Origin of the sequence: Pseudomonas sp. P39-UII1 (assembly GCF_039672635.1) — a bacterium.
In the GTDB taxonomy this organism is placed as follows: Bacteria; Pseudomonadota; Gammaproteobacteria; order Pseudomonadales; family Pseudomonadaceae; genus Aquipseudomonas.
This window is the reverse complement of record NZ_JBDFPP010000014.1, coordinates 120575-137159: the sequence shown is the minus strand read 5'-3', so window position 1 is coordinate 137159 and position 16585 is coordinate 120575. Positions and strand designations below refer to the sequence as shown.

14 protein-coding genes and 1 pseudogene are annotated in these 16585 nt (G+C 60.0%); 9 read left to right on the top strand and 6 right to left on the bottom strand.

The genetic code is table 11. The features are described from left to right. Nucleotides 1–149: 149 nt before the first annotated feature. Nucleotides 150–1145, top strand: coding sequence for a catabolite repressor/activator (cra, locus tag ABEH27_RS18470; protein WP_346614950.1), 996 nt, complete (start codon nucleotides 150–152; stop codon nucleotides 1143–1145). A gap of 2 nt (nucleotides 1146–1147) precedes the next feature. Continuing rightward, nucleotides 1148–1924 (top strand): TatD family hydrolase, encoded by a 777-nt coding sequence (locus ABEH27_RS18465; RefSeq protein ID WP_346614949.1) that lies wholly within the window; start codon nucleotides 1148–1150, stop codon nucleotides 1922–1924. Nucleotides 1925–1974: 50 nt separating this feature from the next. Here the strand turns inward: ABEH27_RS18465 and ABEH27_RS18460 are convergent, their stop codons facing one another. From ABEH27_RS18460 to ABEH27_RS18445, 4 genes are all read right to left on the bottom strand, one after another. Further along, nucleotides 1975–3987, bottom strand: a complete 2013-nt coding sequence (locus tag ABEH27_RS18460) for a methyl-accepting chemotaxis protein (RefSeq protein ID WP_346614948.1) — start codon at nucleotides 3985–3987, stop codon at nucleotides 1975–1977. A 149-nt stretch (nucleotides 3988–4136) separates the two neighbouring features. Next, a complete protein-coding gene (gene ampE / locus ABEH27_RS18455) occupies nucleotides 4137–4967 on the bottom strand; it encodes a regulatory signaling modulator protein AmpE (protein WP_346614947.1) in 831 nt (276 codons plus the stop codon). After that, nucleotides 4964–5536 carry a 1,6-anhydro-N-acetylmuramyl-L-alanine amidase AmpD gene (ampD, locus tag ABEH27_RS18450; RefSeq protein ID WP_346614946.1) on the bottom strand — a complete coding sequence of 191 codons (573 nt, stop codon included), beginning with the start codon at nucleotides 5534–5536 and terminating at the stop codon, nucleotides 4964–4966. Before ampD ends, ampE begins: the two co-directional genes overlap by 4 nt. Nucleotides 5537–5622: 86 nt before the next feature. Further along, complete coding sequence (locus ABEH27_RS18445; protein ID WP_346614945.1) at nucleotides 5623–7776, bottom strand: DUF1631 domain-containing protein; 2154 nt, start codon at nucleotides 7774–7776, stop codon at nucleotides 5623–5625. Between the two features lie 242 nt (nucleotides 7777–8018). Here ABEH27_RS18445 and nadC point away from each other — a divergent pair, with 242 nt between their 5' ends. Then, the gene (gene nadC / locus ABEH27_RS18440; protein WP_346614944.1) at nucleotides 8019–8867 is read left to right on the top strand and encodes a carboxylating nicotinate-nucleotide diphosphorylase; all 849 of its coding nucleotides are present in this window, start codon (nucleotides 8019–8021) and stop codon (nucleotides 8865–8867) included. Between the two features lie 93 nt (nucleotides 8868–8960). Here nadC and trxB read toward each other — a convergent pair whose 3' ends face one another. Further along, complete coding sequence (trxB, locus tag ABEH27_RS18435) at nucleotides 8961–9923, bottom strand: thioredoxin-disulfide reductase (RefSeq protein ID WP_346614943.1); 963 nt, start codon at nucleotides 9921–9923, stop codon at nucleotides 8961–8963. A 331-nt stretch (nucleotides 9924–10254) separates the two neighbouring features. Here trxB and cysZ point away from each other — a divergent pair, with 331 nt between their 5' ends. From cysZ to ABEH27_RS18410, 5 genes and pseudogenes are all read left to right on the top strand, one after another. Continuing rightward, on the top strand, nucleotides 10255–11019 hold the full coding sequence (gene cysZ / locus ABEH27_RS18430) for a sulfate transporter CysZ (protein ID WP_346614942.1): 765 nt from the start codon (nucleotides 10255–10257) through the stop codon (nucleotides 11017–11019). Nucleotides 11020–11073: 54 nt separating this feature from the next. Beyond that, on the top strand, nucleotides 11074–12369 hold the full coding sequence (locus tag ABEH27_RS18425; RefSeq protein WP_096009895.1) for a site-specific integrase: 1296 nt from the start codon (nucleotides 11074–11076) through the stop codon (nucleotides 12367–12369). A gap of 101 nt (nucleotides 12370–12470) precedes the next feature. Next, nucleotides 12471–12647: pseudogene (locus tag ABEH27_RS18420) on the top strand (integrase); the annotation flags it as partial. A 630-nt stretch (nucleotides 12648–13277) separates the two neighbouring features. Next, nucleotides 13278–14081: a phage regulatory protein/antirepressor Ant gene (locus ABEH27_RS18415; protein ID WP_346614941.1), complete on the top strand. Its 804-nt coding sequence runs from the start codon at nucleotides 13278–13280 to the stop codon at nucleotides 14079–14081. Nucleotides 14082–14390: 309 nt separating this feature from the next. Continuing rightward, complete coding sequence (locus ABEH27_RS18410; RefSeq protein WP_346614940.1) at nucleotides 14391–15188, top strand: hypothetical protein; 798 nt, start codon at nucleotides 14391–14393, stop codon at nucleotides 15186–15188. Nucleotides 15189–15656: 468 nt separating this feature from the next. Here ABEH27_RS18410 and ABEH27_RS18405 read toward each other — a convergent pair whose 3' ends face one another. Continuing rightward, entirely contained in the window at nucleotides 15657–16001 is a 345-nt protein-coding gene (locus ABEH27_RS18405) for a hypothetical protein (RefSeq protein WP_182375534.1), read from the bottom strand. 96 nt (nucleotides 16002–16097) lie between these two features. Here ABEH27_RS18405 and ABEH27_RS18400 point away from each other — a divergent pair, with 96 nt between their 5' ends. Then, nucleotides 16098–16328 carry a helix-turn-helix transcriptional regulator gene (locus ABEH27_RS18400; protein ID WP_182375533.1) on the top strand — a complete coding sequence of 77 codons (231 nt, stop codon included), beginning with the start codon at nucleotides 16098–16100 and terminating at the stop codon, nucleotides 16326–16328. The last annotated feature ends 257 nt before the right edge of the window (nucleotides 16329–16585 follow it).

The window sequence follows — 16585 nt, the reverse complement described above, 5'->3', positions numbered from 1 at the left end:
AGCGGCCACGTTACTCGATAATCTTCCGGGGAAAAAGCCCCATCCTGTCGGACAATTGCGACAATGGTCGTCTGCGCGTGGCGGCCAGCCCGGGTCAAACTACGTGGTCTGGTTGTACAGCCAGCCCCGGTAATAACAAGGAAAATTCGGTGAAACTCAGCGATATCGCCCGTCTGGCCGGTGTGTCCGTGACCACTGCCAGTTACGTCATCAATGGCAAGGCCGAACAGCAGCGCATCAGCAACAGCACCGTCGAGCGCGTGCGTGCGGTGGTCGAGGCCCATGGCTTCACGCCCAACCCGCAAGCGGCGGGCCTGCGCAGCCGGCACACGCGCACATTGGGCTTCATTCTCCCGGATCTGGAGAACCCCAGCTACGCACGCATCGCCAAGCAGCTGGAACAAGGCGCCCGCGCCCGTGGCTATCAGTTGCTGATCGCCAGCAGCGATGACCAGCCCGACAGTGAGCGCAAGTTGCAGCAGCTGTTCCGTGCCCGCCGTTGCGATGCCTTGTTCGTCGCCAGCTGCCTGCCACCAGAGGATGACAGCTACCGTGAGCTGCAGGACAACGGCTTGCCGGTGATTGCCATCGACCGGCGCCTGAACCCGGCCCATTTCTGTTCGGTCATCAGCGACGACCGCGATGCCAGCCGCCAGTTGGCCGACAGCCTGCTGGCCACCGCACCACGGAGCATCGCCCTGATCGGTGCGCGCCCCGAACTGTCGGTCAGCCAGGCCCGCGCCGGTGGTTTTGACGAAGCGGTGCAAGGGTTCGCCGGCGATGTCCGCCGTTATCAGGGCGAGGCGTTCAGCCGCGAGTGCGGCCAGCGCCTGATGCAGCAACTGATCGACGAACTGGGCGGCCTGCCGGATGCCCTGGTGACCACGTCCTATGTGCTGCTGCAGGGCGTGTTCGACACACTGCAAGCGCGCCCGGCCGATTCTCGCCAGCTGCAGTTGGGCACCTTCGGTGACAACCAGTTGCTGGACTTCCTGCCGCTGCCGGTCAACGCCATGGCCCAGCAACACGGCCTGATCGCCGCTACCGCCCTGGAACTGGCCCTGGCGGCGATCGAAGACAAGCGCTACGAACCCGGCGTGCACGCCATCGGTCGCACCTTCAAGCAACGCATCCCGGCGGCCTGAACATGCGCCTGATCGACACCCACACCCACCTGGACTTCCCCGACTTCGACGCCGACCGCCCGCGCCTCATGGCCGACGCGGCGGCGCGCGGGGTGGAGCGTATGGTGGTATTGGGTGTGTATCAGGCGAACTTCCAGCGGGTCTGGGACCTGGCCTGCAGCGATGCGCGCATTCATGCCGCGCTGGGGCTGCACCCGATCTACCTGGAGCAGCATCGCCCCGAGCACCTGGTGCACTTGCGCGAGTGGCTCGAACGCCTGCGCGGTGACCCGCGGTTGTGCGCCGTGGGCGAGTTCGGCCTTGACTACTATGTCGAAACGCTGGACAAGCAGCGCCAGCAAGCGCTGTTCGAAGCACAGTTGCAGATGGCCTGTGATTTCGACCTGCCCGCCCTGCTGCACGTGCGCCGCAGCCATGCGCAGGTGATTGCCACGCTCAAGCGCTACAAGCCGGCAAGGGCGGGGATCATTCACGCCTTCGCCGGCAGTTATGAAGAAGCGCGGGAGTACATCAAGCTCGGTTTTCGCCTTGGCCTTGGCGGTGCAGGGACATGGCCGCAAGCCTTGCGCTTGCGCAAGACCCTGCCGCGCTTGCCGCTGGAAAGCATCGTGCTGGAGACCGATTCACCGGACATGGCGCCGGTGATGTTTGCCGGCGAGCGCAACAGCCCCGAGCATCTGCCCGAGATCGCCCAGGCACTGGCCGAGGTGATCGGCATCGAGGCGGAACTGTTGGCTGAGGCCACTAGCAAGAATGCCTGTGAGTTGTTTGGTTGGTAGGGCGGGCCTCTTCGCGGGGCAAGCCCGCGCCCACATTTCTCAATGCCTGACTAGACCCTGAACGCCCCGATCAACCGCTTCAACTCCATCACCTGCCCCGACAATGCCCGGCTGGCATCCTCGGTTTGGCAAGCCCCTTGGGTCGTGTCCTGCGCTGCCCGGTTGATCGCGACTATGTTCTGGTCGATGTCATGGGCCACCGCCGTCTGCTGTTCGACCGCTGCAGCGATCTGCTGGTTCTGCTCGACGATGCCTTCGACCGCACCCAGGATGTTGCCCAGCGCCTGCTGCACCTGCCGCGCTTCATCAACCGTACCGGCGGCCATCTGATGGCTACTGCCCATGGCCCGTACCGCCGCGCCGACGCCGTCCTGCAAGCGCTGGATCATCAGCGCGATCTGCGCGGTGGAATCCTGGGTGCGCCTGGCCAGGGTACGCACTTCGTCGGCGACCACGGCAAATCCACGCCCTTGCTCACCGGCCCGCGCCGCCTCGATGGCGGCATTGAGCGCCAGCAGGTTGGTCTGCTCGGCGATGCTGCGGATCACCTCCAGTACCTGGCCAATCGCCCGGCTGTCATCTGCCAGCTGATTGATCGCCAGCACGGTCTGGTCGATTTCTGCGGCCAGGCGGCCGATGCTGCCTTGCTGGCTTTCCACCAGCGTGCGGCCATTGGCGCTCTCGCGATTGACCTGCTGCGCGCCATCGGCGGCCAAGGCGGCGCTGCGCGCCACTTCCTGCGCGGTGGCGCTCATCTGGTTCATCGCCGTGGCGACCTGTTCGATCTGTTCGCGCTGGCCGCTGACGGCCTGATTGCTGCGCGCCGACACCGCCAGCACTTGACCGGCCTGCTCCTCGACTGCCACCACGGTGTGGCCGACCTGGTCGATCAGGCTGCGGATACGGCGTACGGTTTCACTGAAGCCTTGGGCCAGTTCACCGAGTTCGTCGCGGCTGTGGGCCTGGAAGCTGACGGTCATGTCACCCGCCGCCACCTTGTCCATCGCGCCACTCAGCCTGCGCAAAGTCGTCCGGGTTGATACGTAGAAGCCGCCATACAAGTAGAGAATCAGCGCAAATACGCCCGCCAGCACTGCACCCAAGGCGAGCATGCGCAGGTGTTGCTGGGCCAGGCGCGCCTGCAATTGCTCTTGCAGATACCCAACGATCGCCTCATTCAATCGATAGGTGTCGGCGATCAACGCGCTGGCCTGTTGATAAAATTCAGGCCAAGGCGCATCCAGGGTTTGCGCGACCACCACCTGCTCTTCAAATAACGCAGCCGCTTGCTTGACCGAAATCCTGCTCGCCTCGGCCACATTCGCCAGGCTTTTTCCGAGCCCTGAATCACTGGCCAGGGCGTCATCCACACGTAGCCCATAGTCTGCTGCCAACCGCTCCAGCCGTTGCAGCAAGTCTTCGAAGCGGGCGCTACCGGACGAGTCGATGAAGCCTCTGCCGAGCGCAATCGCGCCCATCGCCCGGCCCTCGCCCAAGGCCTGGGTGACCTGGGCTGTGGCAGTGCCCAGCAACTCGCTCAGCTGGCGCAGCGAAGCCTGGCTGTCCTGGCTCAAACCGGATTGGCTCGCGATCAGCTTGTTCAGCACCTGGGCTTGAGTCAGCAACCGCTCGACCAAGGCGACCTTGTTCTGCAAGGACGATTCGGCCTCGGCGATGGCGAAGGCTCCCGCCAGCTCTTCGAGCTTGGCCTGGGGAACGGAGTCATGGCCTTGCAATGCCTGCAACTGCGCCTGGGCCTTGCCCTGCAGCGTGGCAATGCGAGCTTCCAGGTCACCGCCCTGGCCCGACTGGCCGAGCACGGCGTTGATCTGCAGGAGGTTGCCGAGGGTTTCGAGGTCTGCCCGCAATGCCAGGCTGGCCCTGAGCGGGTCAATGCCCTGCAACTCGGCACGGGTGGCCTGGTACTGCTGATACGCGTCGCGCATCAGGTAGCTGCTGGTGACCAGCATCGGCAGGAAAAACAGGACGCTGATGAGGCTGAACTTCTGGCCGAAGCTCAGCCGATTCATCAGTGCGATGGCCGGGTAGAGCAAACGCTTCACTGGCACCTCCTTGGATTCTTTTTGTTCTGCGAGGGGTAGCACTAGGCCACCTGTATAGCGCAGAACGAATCGGAGGTTTGTAACTTAAGGTTAACCAGAAGCCGGAAGGTGCGGGAGCGGCCTTGTGGGGCGCCCCGGCAAGGCCGCCCCTACACAAGCACCGTCCACAGCGCAAACCCGGCATACCACAGCACCGCGCAGCGCAGCAGCAGTTCCCACAGGCTGTCCAGCCGGCCCAGCCCACGCAGGCTTTCCTCTTCGTCGGGGATGTCGTCGGCAATCCGCCCGACCCTGGCCACCAGGTGCGCGGCACTGATATGCCAGTTGAGCAGTTCGTGCAGCATCACACGGGTCACCGCGACAAAATTGCCGACCAAGGCAAAGCTCACGGCTAGCACCCGCACCGGCAGCCAGTCCATGATGTGCCGCAATTGTTCGGCACGGGCCTTGAGCGCAGGTTGGTGGCTGTTATCGGCGGTCAACGCCAACAAGCGATAGGCAAGCGCCGCCCCCGGGCCGAGCACGAAGTACCAGAAGATCACCGCAAAGAAGCTTTGATACGCCTGCCACAACAGGTAACCCTGCACCCGCACCAACAAGCCATGGGGCTCTTCGGCCACCAACCCCAGGTCACGCTCGGCCACATGCAGCGCCGCCTGGTCGTCACCACGCCGCCAGGCATCGCGGAACGGCCCGAGGGCGGCCTTGGCATCCCCGCGGCCCAGGCTGTAGATCAGCACCAGCAGGTGCACCGGCAGGGCAAGCAAGCCATAAGCCACCGGGTCGAGCACATGCAGCAGCAGCACCAGCACCGCCACGGGGGCCAGCACCAGAATGGCCAGGCTCCACCAGGGGTGCACCTTGCCGCTGCGCTCCAGGCGCACGAGTTCACCGACGAAAAAACCATCGCGTTGCACCTGATGGCGCAGGGCGGAGAATTTCTCGAACCACAGCGCCAGTATCAACACCAGAAAACTCATGCCTTGTCCTCGTTGGCTTGCACGGCGGCGCGGTATCGCGGCCAGTCGAATGCAGGGCCCGGGTCGGTCTTGCGCACCGGGGCAATGTCGCTATGGCCCTGGATGCGGCCCATGTCGATGGCCGGCCAGGCCGCCTGGATCTGCCGGGTCAGTTGCTCAAGCACGCTGTACTGGGCATCGCTGTAGGGCAGGTCATCGGTGCCCTCCAGCTCGATACCGATGGAAAAGTCGTTGCAGCCCTCACGCCCGTCGAAGCATGACACGCCCGCATGCCAGGCACGGTCGAGCAACGACACGAACTGGGTCACCCCGCCGTCACGCTCGACGAACAGATGCGCCGACACGGTCAGGTGGCTGATGCTGGCAAAGTAGGGATGCTCGTTGGGGTCCAGGCAGTTCTGAAAGAATTGCTGGACTTTGCCGCTGCCAAAGCAGGCCGGCGGCAGGCTGATGTTGTGAATCACCAGCAGCGAAATCGATTCGCCTTCGGGGCGCGCGTTGAAATTCGGCGAAGGGCAGTGGGTGATTCCGTTTCCGTGGAACCAGCCGGTGGCACGGTCCAATTGCATGGGGCAGATCCTGTAAAGCGCCGGGTACACGAGCGCAGTATGCCCTGCGAGTGCGGCGCTGTGCATGTGAATCCTGCAGCCGTGGGTCAATGCACCTGCTTTTGCCGCAAGCCTTGGAGCACGGCATCCAAAGCCCGTTCGAACAGCAGGCGATCATCCAGCACCCGCGCTTCGCCGCGACGTAGCGCTTGGGCGAGGCCTGCCACGGTCCACTGGCTTACCTGCAGCCCGTTGCGCTTGGCAAACACCAGGCGGTCGCTGCTCTCCATGCGCGCCACCAGCTTGCAGCGCAGCGGCTCATCCTCGTCGAGCACTTCCACCCAGCTACCGATGCGCAGCCGCTGCACCGCACGCAAGTGGGCAACGTAGTCCCCGGGTGGGTGCAGCGGGGCGCATGCGGCCTCGTCAGCGATGGCCAGCACGATGTCTTCGGCCACCAGCACCTCGGCCACCTCGGCAGACGGCTGTCGGGGGCCCGCGCATGCACGCAGGTGCAGTTGCTCGAGCTGCTGGAAAAAGTCGCGCGTCGCCACCGAGTCCAATGCCACGCTGGCAAGGCCTTCACGCAGGGCCTTGAGCAGCCCCGGTACCTGCTGCAAGAGTGCCTGCGGGTCACGGTGGGGAATGATGCTGGCAAGCAACGTATCCATGGTGGCCAACGCCTTGACCCACGCCGGGGAACGCTCACCCTCCTTCAGCCAGGCCAGCAGCAATACCTGGCTCCAGGCTTGCACCAGCATCTGCACCACTACCTCGGGCAGCACACGCCCGCGCAACCGCTGGTTGAGTGCCTGCTGCACCTGCTGGCGGGCCTGCAAGGCACGCACCCGCCCCTCTTCGGCGTCGCGTGTGCGTTGTTCGAGCAACTCGTTGCGCCGGCGTTCGTCCTGGCTGTAGGCGAGGAAGTCTTCCAGCAGTTCGGCGAACAGCGCGCAGTCGTCGGTGAAGTCATTGAGCAGGCGCTGGACGATGTGTTCCACGCGCAGGTGCACGCCGTCACGCAAGCCTTCGTTGCCGCTCTCCCAGCCAATCGCCGCGTCGCCGATCTCGTTGAGCAGGCGACGGGCCGGGTGGCTGGCGCGGCTGAACAGTCCCTTGTCGAGCAGCGCCACCTTGAGCAGGGGGATGTGCAGACGAACGATCAGCGCGCGCAGGCTGGCCGGCAGGTTGTCGTCGCCCTGAATTTGGTCGAACAACAGGCCAATCAGGTTGATCGTGTCTTCGTCGGCCGGGGCGATACGCCGACGGGTGCCACTGCGCACGCTGACCCGCAGCAGCAGTTGTTCGAGTTGCTGGCCGAGCTCGAAACCGTCCTCATCGAGGGTGGCCGGCACATAGTGCTGCAGGTGCGAAAGCAGGCGCAGCAGGTCGGCGTTGCTGATCGGCTGGGCCGTGGCGACCCGCTGCAAGCGTGGTGCGATGCGCCCGCGCGCCGGTGCAAGCAAGCCCTGCAGCGAGGCGAAGAAAGCCTGCCCGGCATCGTCCGCGCCGAGGGTATCGCCCGGCGCGTCCCCTGGGGGCACCCGCCGCGCGCCCAGGCGGCGGTCCGCAACTCGTCGACGTGGCGCCGGGGCCAGTTCTGCCAGCACGCCGGCGGTAGCCAGCAACTGGTTGGCATCGCCATAAAGCACGTCGATGTCACGCAGCACATAGCGTTCGAAAAGCTTCAGCAGGATCAGTTTGACCCGCAGGCCCACCCCCAGGTTACGCCCGGCTTCGAGGAAGTACCCGCACAGCGCAGCAGGGCCGAGCGGGTTGCGCTGCGGATCCACGGGGCACTCGAGCAGGGCCTGCAAGCGCAGGCTCAGTTGGCCGAGGGCAACACCGTCACGCGCCAGCACGCGTGCAACCATGCCGTCGATGGTCGTTGCGCGCTCGCGTTGCGCCGTGTTGCGCAGGCTATCGGTCGCGGCCATGAAACCCGGAGGGGCGGCCTGGCAGATGCGCGCAAAGCTGTCGTGAAAGCTGTCGAGAAAGCCGCGCTCGATACTTTTGCGCTTGAGGCGCAAGTCGCGCATGGCTTCGAAATACAGGTTCTGGTCGGCGCGTTCGGTGGCTTTGTCGGCCATCTCGAACAGGGTATTGTCGGCGTTGTTGAACAACGCCAGCAGGCCCTGACGCAATTGCAGGGCGGCCTTGTCGCGCACCTGCAAAAGCAGCACCGGGAGGCAAGGCAAGGGCGTACGCGCGCCGCGATCGATGGCGGCCACCAGGGACACCACCTTGCCTTCTTCATGCATCCCGAACTCCTTGCAGGGTGACGTGTTTGATAGGGCGACGGATCGTCAAAGCTATGACGCCAAATAGTGGGCGCCATTATCGGTAAAATTGCCGACGCCCGCCAGCAGCACTTGGCTTGCGGGTAAATGACTGTATTTTTTGCAAAATGCTCACGCGACCTGACCAAAGGTGTGCTGCAAGGCGGCTGTACACCACGCCCCCCTGCCCTATAATCGGCGGCACCTAGCTTGTGGAGCCGACCATGCCGAACCTACGCCTTGCCGACCTGACCGCCGAGATCGAAGCCAACGTGCGCCGCGCGCTGCTGGAAGACATAGGCAGTGGCGACATCACCGCACAGCTGATCCCGGCCGAGCGCCTGGCCAAGGCCACCATCATCACCCGCGAGGAATGCGTGATTGCCGGCACCGCCTGGGTCGATGCCGTATTCCGCCAGCTCGACCCGCGCGTGGCGGTGCACTGGCAGGTGGTCGATGGCGAACGCGCCACGGCCAATCAGGTGCTGTTCCACCTTGAAGGGCCGGCCCGTTCGTTGCTCAGCGGCGAGCGCAGCGCGCTGAACTTCCTGCAGATGCTGTCGGGTGTGGCCACCCGTGCGCGCTCGCTCGCAGACTTGGTCGAGGGCACCCAGGTGCACTTGCTCGACACCCGCAAGACCCTGCCCGGCCTGCGCCTGGCGCAGAAGTACGCGGTCACCTGCGGCGGGTGCCACAACCACCGCATCGGCCTGTACGACGCCTTCCTGATCAAGGAAAACCACATCGCTGCCAGCGGCGGCGTGCCCGAAGCCGTCGCGGCGGCGCACCGCATCGCCCCGGGCAAGCCGGTGGAAATCGAGGTGGAGAGCCTGGACGAGCTGCGCCAGGCGCTGGACGCCGGTGCCGACATCATCATGCTCGACGAGTTGAGCCTGGACGAAATGCGCGAAGCGGTGCGCATCACTGCCGGCAAGGCCAAGCTCGAGGCCAGTGGCGGGGTCAACGAAAGCACCCTGCGTGTGATTGCCGAGACGGGCGTGGACTACATCTCGATTGGCGCCATGACCAAGGATGTGAAGGCGGTCGACCTGTCGATGCGCCTGAGCCTGTAGGAGCGGGCTCGCCCGCGATGAGGCCGGCACAGCCGCAGCACATCAAAGGCATAAAAAAACCGGCCAGATGGCCGGTTTTTTTTCATGCCTGAATCAGAACGAGGCGTTGGCCAGGCCGTCCAGATAACGCTCGACGTCCAGCGCCGCCATGCAACCCGCACCCGCCGAGGTGATGGCCTGACGGTAGACATGGTCAGCCACGTCGCCTGCGGCGAACACGCCTTCGACGTTGGTGGCGGTGGCGTTGCCTTCACGGCCGCCATGGACCACCAGGTAGCCGTCCTTCAGGGTCAGCTGGCCTTCGAACAACGAAGTGTTCGGGGTGTGGCCAATGGCGATGAACACACCGTCGACCTTGATTTCGTCGCTGCTGCCGTCGTTGTTCTTCAGGCGCGCGCCGGTCACACCCATGTTGTCACCCAGCACTTCGTCCAATGTGGCGTTGAGCTTGAGCTCGATCTTGCCTTCGGCAACACGGGCGTTCAGCTTGTCGACCAGGATCTTCTCGGCACGGAAGGTCTCGCGGCGGTGTACCAGGGTCACCTTGCTGGCGATGTTGGCCAGGTACAGCGCCTCTTCAACGGCAGTGTTGCCGCCACCGACCACGGCGACCGGCTTGTTGCGGTAGAAGAAACCGTCGCAGGTGGCGCAGGCCGAAACGCCCTTGCCCATGAAGGTTTCTTCCGAAGGCAGGCCCAGGTAACGCGCGCTGGCACCGGTGGCGATGATCAGTGCATCGCAGGTGTACTTGCCGCTGTCACCTTGCAGGGTGAACGGTTTGTTGGCCAGGTCGACAGCGTTGATGTGGTCGAAGACGATCTCGGTCTCGAAACGCTCGGCGTGTTCCTGCATGCGCTGCATCAGCGCCGGGCCGGTCAGGCCATGGGGGTCGCCCGGCCAGTTGTCGACTTCGGTGGTGGTGGTCAGCTGGCCACCGGCCTGCATGCCGGTGATCAGCAGCGGCTTGAGGTTGGCGCGGGCGGCGTACACCGCGGCGCTGTAACCGGCAGGGCCGGAACCGAGGATGATGACGCGCGAATGACGTACTTCAGACATGTCGAACTCCTGTCGAGCGGGCCGCAGGGGCCGGCATCGGTAGACCGGCTGCGCCAGCTGGAAATTAAAGAGGACCCACGCAGCACTTGGGGAAGGCTACAACGCGCAGGTCCAGAAACCGTAAAGTTGAGCGCACTGTAGCGAGGTGGCAAAGATTAAGGAAATATCCTTCGACAATCCACCTCATAGGCATCCTCTATATGTGAATTTCACCTCTGACAGGGGCTCCAAGGCTTTTGTTACAGCCGGTTTCCCGAACCTTGCTCACCTTTCGTCGGCGCGGCAAAGCCGGTAAGGTCAGCGCGTTTTCCCTTCTCTGCGGAGTATCTCGATGCAAGCCCCCGTCCTCTCTGGCCCCCAATACCTGCGCGAAGGCCTGAAACTGGTGCTGAGCCCCAATTTGCGGTTGTTCGTGCTGCTGCCCCTGGCGATCAACCTGCTGCTGTTCGGCGGCATGATCTACTTCGCCGGCCACCAGTTCGGCCTGTGGCTCGATGCCCTCATGCCGACCCTGCCCAACTGGCTGAGCTTCCTCAGCTACATCCTCTGGCCGCTGTTCGTCGCCTTGCTGGTATTGATGGTGTTCTTCACCTTCACCCTGGTGGCCAACATCCTCGCTGCGCCATTCAATGGCTTCCTGGCCGAAAAAGTCGAAGTCGTGGTGCGTGGCGAAGACCACTTCCCGGCGTTCAGCTGGGGTGAGCTGGTGGCGATGGTGCCCCGTACCTTCGGCCGCGAGATGCGCAAGCTCGGCTACTTCCTGCCACGGGCCATCGCGCTGTTCATCCTGTCGTTCATCCCAGTGGTGAACGTGATTGCCGCGCCGCTGTGGCTGATGTTCGGTGTGTGGATGATGGCCATCCAGTACATCGACTACCCGGCGGACAACAACAAAATGAGCTGGCAGGACATGCTCGCCTGGCTGCGCAGCAAGCGCTGGCAGTCGCTGGGGTTTGGCGGTATCACCTACCTGGCGTTGATGATTCCAGGGGTGAACGTGCTGATGATGCCGGCGGCGGTGGCCGGGGCTACGTTGTTCTGGGTGCGGGAAAAAGGCGACATCCGCGTCAGCAAGCCGGCCAATCAGGACGCATGATAACCACGTAAGCGATGACCTTTCCCAGCCCACTGATACACAAGGCTGGTACACATGGCACTGATAGCACAACCATTCAGGCACCCCGACTCGGGCATCTACTACCTACGTCGCAGGGTGCCTGATGACCTCAGGCAAATCATCGGCAAGACCGAGATACGCCGCTCGTTGAACACCCGACACCACCAGCAAGCGAAGGCTGCATTTGCCCTAGCGTATGCAGAGTCCGAGAGGCTGTTTAACGATGCCCGCCAAGGCCTTTACGCTGCCCCCAGCAAGCCAGAGACGGTAGGTCAGCGTATACCTACGCCTTTAATACCCACCCTCGAAAAAGGCTCCATAAGGCTGTCAGAAGCCCTCACCCGTTACGTCCAGTCCATCTCCCTGTCTGGTAGGTCTGAGTACGTTTCGCGTCGCCATGCGGTTGACTACAGCCGTGCCGTCAATCGGTACATTTCGGACATGGGCGACAGGCCAATCGCCTCGATTCAGCCCTCAGATATCCATGCGTTCGCTGCGAACTTGATCCAGCCTGCTGATGCCAAAGTTAAGCCACTGGCTACCTCGTCCACTCGCTTGCTGCTGGCGCGACTGTCATCGGTGATGGCCTTCACCGTCGATTCTGGTTTGGTTGAAACGAATCCTGTGACTGCGTCACGAATCCACAAGCGGCTGGGGTCGGGCAAAGCGAAACGCCGATTGGACGATAACCGTGGATACAGCTGGAATGAACTGGTCTCGCTATTCAGCCACACCGACTTCCAGCAGCTTCGACACGCTGAGGGCCGGCCGGGAAGCGCGGTCTTCTGGATACCGCTGATGGCTGCATACACTGGTGCCCGGCGCGAAGAGCTGGCTCAACTCTATATAGAGGATGTCCACCAGCATGAAGGTGGCTCGTGGTTCATTCGGATTATCGACGACCGACCCGACAAGTCTGTTAAAACTGACAGCAGCCGCAGGGAGATCCCTGTCCATCCTGATCTGATCGCCCTTGGCTTACTGACGCTCGTGATAGGTCGCGCGCCTGGAACACGCGTTTTCCCACAATTGGTGAAGGTCTCGGACGGCTTCGCGGGGATCGTCTCGAAGTCATGGCGCCCCATCACTCAACGGTGCGGGGTGTACCAACCAGGCCGCAATCCACTCCACGCGTTCCGACACAGCTTCAAAACCCTTGCGAGAGAACACGGTATACCGAAAGAAGTCAGTGACTGGATCACAGGCCATGCGTCTGGGCACATTGGTGACAGCTACGGCGTCAACCCGTTATCCCGGATGGCCCAAGAAATACAGAAGCTTCCAAGCCTTGCAAGGGCCGCCGGTCTCTTGCCTGATGAATACACGTAGTGGTCTTGGCCTTAAGGGTGCATTCGACATCTTGGTCTGCTTCGTTAGCTGCGAATCGTCAATGTGATGCAGGCCCCTTCAGTAACTCGTCCGCTGAAGGCTTCCGCCACACGCTCATCGACGATCTGCGTGATGCAGGTGTTCAGGACTCGCTGATCAAGCGTATCGCCGGCCACAAGGATGGGTCAGTGACGTTTAGCGTGTACGGCAGCCGTAGTCCTGTAAGGGCAATGGCAGATGCCTTGGACTGCATCAACCCCCTCTTCGGGATTACGTGACCACTACCCGCCTGCTCTGGTCCTGAGGTCAACCGTAACGGCAGTTCGCCAAGCTATACCTACCAATTTACGAGGCCTCAAACCACATAAATTAACTTTTAACCGTAAACGTGGTATTGATCAAACAGGCCATACAACACAGCGGCTTAAATTTATTTTCGGTCTTTTACGGGATATGAACTTGCGCAGATTTTTTGTTCAAGTAGGATGGCGACCAACAAACAGAGGATAGCCACCCAGACACGAAAGCAACGACTAATAACTGCCACTTAAGACTTCAGCAAAAAACTGCCAAAACAAAGTCTTAGCCAAATCTAAACTTGCATAGATAGTTCTTGCAACCACCGAAACCAGGAAGACACAAGTATTATGTAATCACTGAACAACAACACCTAAAAACCCAAACAAAACATAGAGCACACCAATGACCAAACCACCATAATCCAGAAAACATCGAGCACATATAAATCCAACAAACCAAAGAGACGAAAAATATGCCTTGACACCACAATAAGTTACATTTTCTCTTCAACACAAAAACTAAGCAAACCTGCTATTGACGCCCACCATTTACTGCTCACATCACGAGCACGGGCATCTTTTGGCCAAAAAATAAATTAGGTAAAACTAATGTATCAAACACAAAGTTACGAAAACGCAGCACAAAAATCTACTATCGCGGCACATTGGGTTTCGACACCTAATCAGCAGCAGTTTATGGCAGGTGGTGATTGGGCCATCGTTCATTTTCCCACCATGTCAAGCTTGGAAATTGCAGAGCTGACGGGTAAGAACCATGCTGATGTCATGCGTGACATCCGCAAGATGCTTGGAGAGCTTGAGGCGGTAGATCAAAGCAAATTTGCTGACACCTACACCGACTCACTTCAACGGGTGCAGCCTTGCTACAAGCTGCCGCGTCGTGAGACAGATATTTTGCTCACGGGCTACAGCATCCCCATGCGTGCAGTAGTCATCGACCGCTGGCATGAACTGGAAGCAGATAACAAGGTTGGATCGCTTGCGTTACCGAACAGTCTGAGCGGCGCATTGAACCTTGCGTGTGTACTGGCTTACAAAGTCGAAACGCTGGAGCAACAGCTTACGGAAGACGCCGAGAAGGTTGACTTCTACAACAAGGTTTACGAATGTGACAATCTGCTGAATCCAACGAAGGCTTCCAAGCTCTTAGGCACTGGGCGGACGCATTTTCTCGACTACCTTCGTGACCACAAGATTCTGATGAGTCGCCCGCACCAACAGAACATGCCATACCAACGGTATCTGGATGCAGGCTACTTTGAGGTGAAGTTAGGCATGTACAAGAACGCTAAGACGGGTGTGGTTGAACTTAAGGCGCTCCCGCTCCTGACTGGCAAAGGCTTCACCTGGCTTCAGAAATATATCGCCATGAACGGTCGCGACGGGCTGTAAGCTACTCGCCCGCGCCTATAAGCTAGAGCACGTCTAAATGTAAGTAGAACGTGAAGCGCTAACGACATGTACGTATGTTGCCCAGGGTGACCTTATGCACCGATCTGGACGAAGTACACCCTAACGGTAGCTGGCACATCAAACCGGCTACCGCTTAGCTCAAATGTTAAACCCCACAGTGAGGCCACTCAAGCCAATTGGTCACTGAGCAGAGCGGGCTTCGTGCTGCCTGCAACCAGTCCAATCGCCCTCTTCCCATTCGGAACATCGGAGACTTGCACCCGCACACAATTAAATCAAGGACGAACCATGAGTACAATTAACATCACACCAACAACTCCCGCCGAGCATCGTGCTATCGAACTTCGCAAGGAAGGAATGGCTTACGACAAGATCAAAGATGTGACAGGCCTACCTGAGCGACGCATCAAGGCATTAACGAAGGGAATTGTGAAACCTAAGAAAACATCGCACAAAGCGCCAAAGATACTCAAGCCGTTTGATAGAACCTTCGAAAGAGCGTATGCGCTTGCTTGCCGCATCAACGGCATTAGGGACTACGAACTACGCGAAATCCTACACCAGGAATACCGCAGCACGTGGAACTGCTCAAGCGGCTACTACGAGAGCAATTACAGTCAAGACACCATCAAACGCATTAAAGCGAAAGCACGAGAACGGGCCACCAAAGAAGGTAACAAAGTAATCTTTATAGCAGACTGGATTGATGACTGCTCACCTCGCTCAAGCTTTGACTTTATGCTCAGTGCTGCGTCAGACCTCAGAAGCAGGGCCGAAGAATATGTATCCGAGCACATGGCAACTCATGGAATTAGACAAGATGACGAGAGTGAAGATGCAGTAGTCGCTCGCACTAAGCAACGTTACGCAACATTACGATTTCTCTGGAAGCTGGCAGTGCCAGATTATGGCAAAGAACCACTTGGTACGCTATTGAAAAGATCAGCCAAGTTAGTGGGCGAGCTTGAAGGCGACCCTGACATAGAGCATTCAGGGTACGATACAGATGAGCAAACTGACTACTACCCCGAGCCATCTGGACGTGATCACTTCCTTGACTACGCTGAGGCCCAAGGGTGGATATAATCGCACCGCTGGGAGCTCCTAGAATCAAGATTAATTCCTATCTGTCTGGAAATAGCAAACCGCGCCTACCATACTATATGGCACGTTAACTTTCAGACACGACGATATGGCGTATTGATATTTACATTGTGGCGTATACGCCACAGCAGATCAACCTGTGCCTGAAGCACAGATAACAACTCTATTAAGCAAGGGAGAAAGGGGCGAACCCCCTTCCCGCTCTTGATCTTGCTTTCAACTCTATAGGCTTCTTGTGCTACATAACACCGTAACGGGACGTTACATTTAACTACAGCTTAAAACTAAGCAGTCCGGGGGCTTTCGCTCCTGCCCCCTCTCTATTACCACTATGCCGTCAGGCATCATATAGAGACTTTTACAGTGCAGAGCGGTGTGGTGCACCACCGCCCACCCGCCGACCTTAACCAACATAGAAGAGGTATAAACTCGTGACGAGACGTCACTCAATTACGCTAGCTCTTCGGGCTTCATCACTTGAAGAATTACAGGGTTAATGGTGCATACCAGTGGACCGCCCGGTTCGATGCTCACATCTACCAATTCGATCCAGCTGCCATCGACGAGATAAACGAGCTCTTTAGAAAGCCTGCGAAGGGTTATGTCGCACTCATGGGCGATGGCTGCCTGCGTAACCCGTACTGTCCCGCCCTCACCCACCTTCGACCACAGGGCAAGCATGACAGCTCCTGCGGAGCGATCTGAAAGCACCAACCTGAGCATGTGCGTCATGGCTTCAGGCTTAAAGTACACCGCGCCTTGGGACGCTTGGGAAGTTGAAGCTAGTTCGGCCATTGCATGATCCTCTGGGCAGCCTAGGAAGGTAGTCCCTTTGACGAATGTCACGATTAGTGTGTGTCCGATTAGAGCACATCACCGGACCATTGGGGAATGCCCGCACCACCGCCTTCCCCTGCGCTTCAACATCAGTTCGGCACCCGTGTTAGGGAGCTGCGCGTTGCCATGGGCATGAGCCAGGAAGCCTTTGCTGATCGTTGTGGCTTCGCCAGGACGTACATGTCCCGCATCGAGACCGGTGGCGCTAACCCGTCAATCAATGCCATCAAGGTACTTGCCGATGCCTTAGGTGTCAGCATCTCTGCCCTTTTTGAAGGCATGTGAGCCGGCGCTGAGCCGCGGCGCCAACCGCTGAAAGCGATCGAATGGCAACTGCAGACCTACATGACCTAGCAGCAATCTTGGGGCAAACCCAATCAGCAATTCATTAATGCTGACCACCGCCTGTTGATCGCCAGCACCACGGACCACTGCTGTCACGCCTTCTCGGGTGCCGACATCGGGTTTGTTATGAGCCCGTCTACTGAACTGGCTTGATGTGGCCGCTCTGATGCCAACGGTGCGTGTACCTGTTGAGCAGC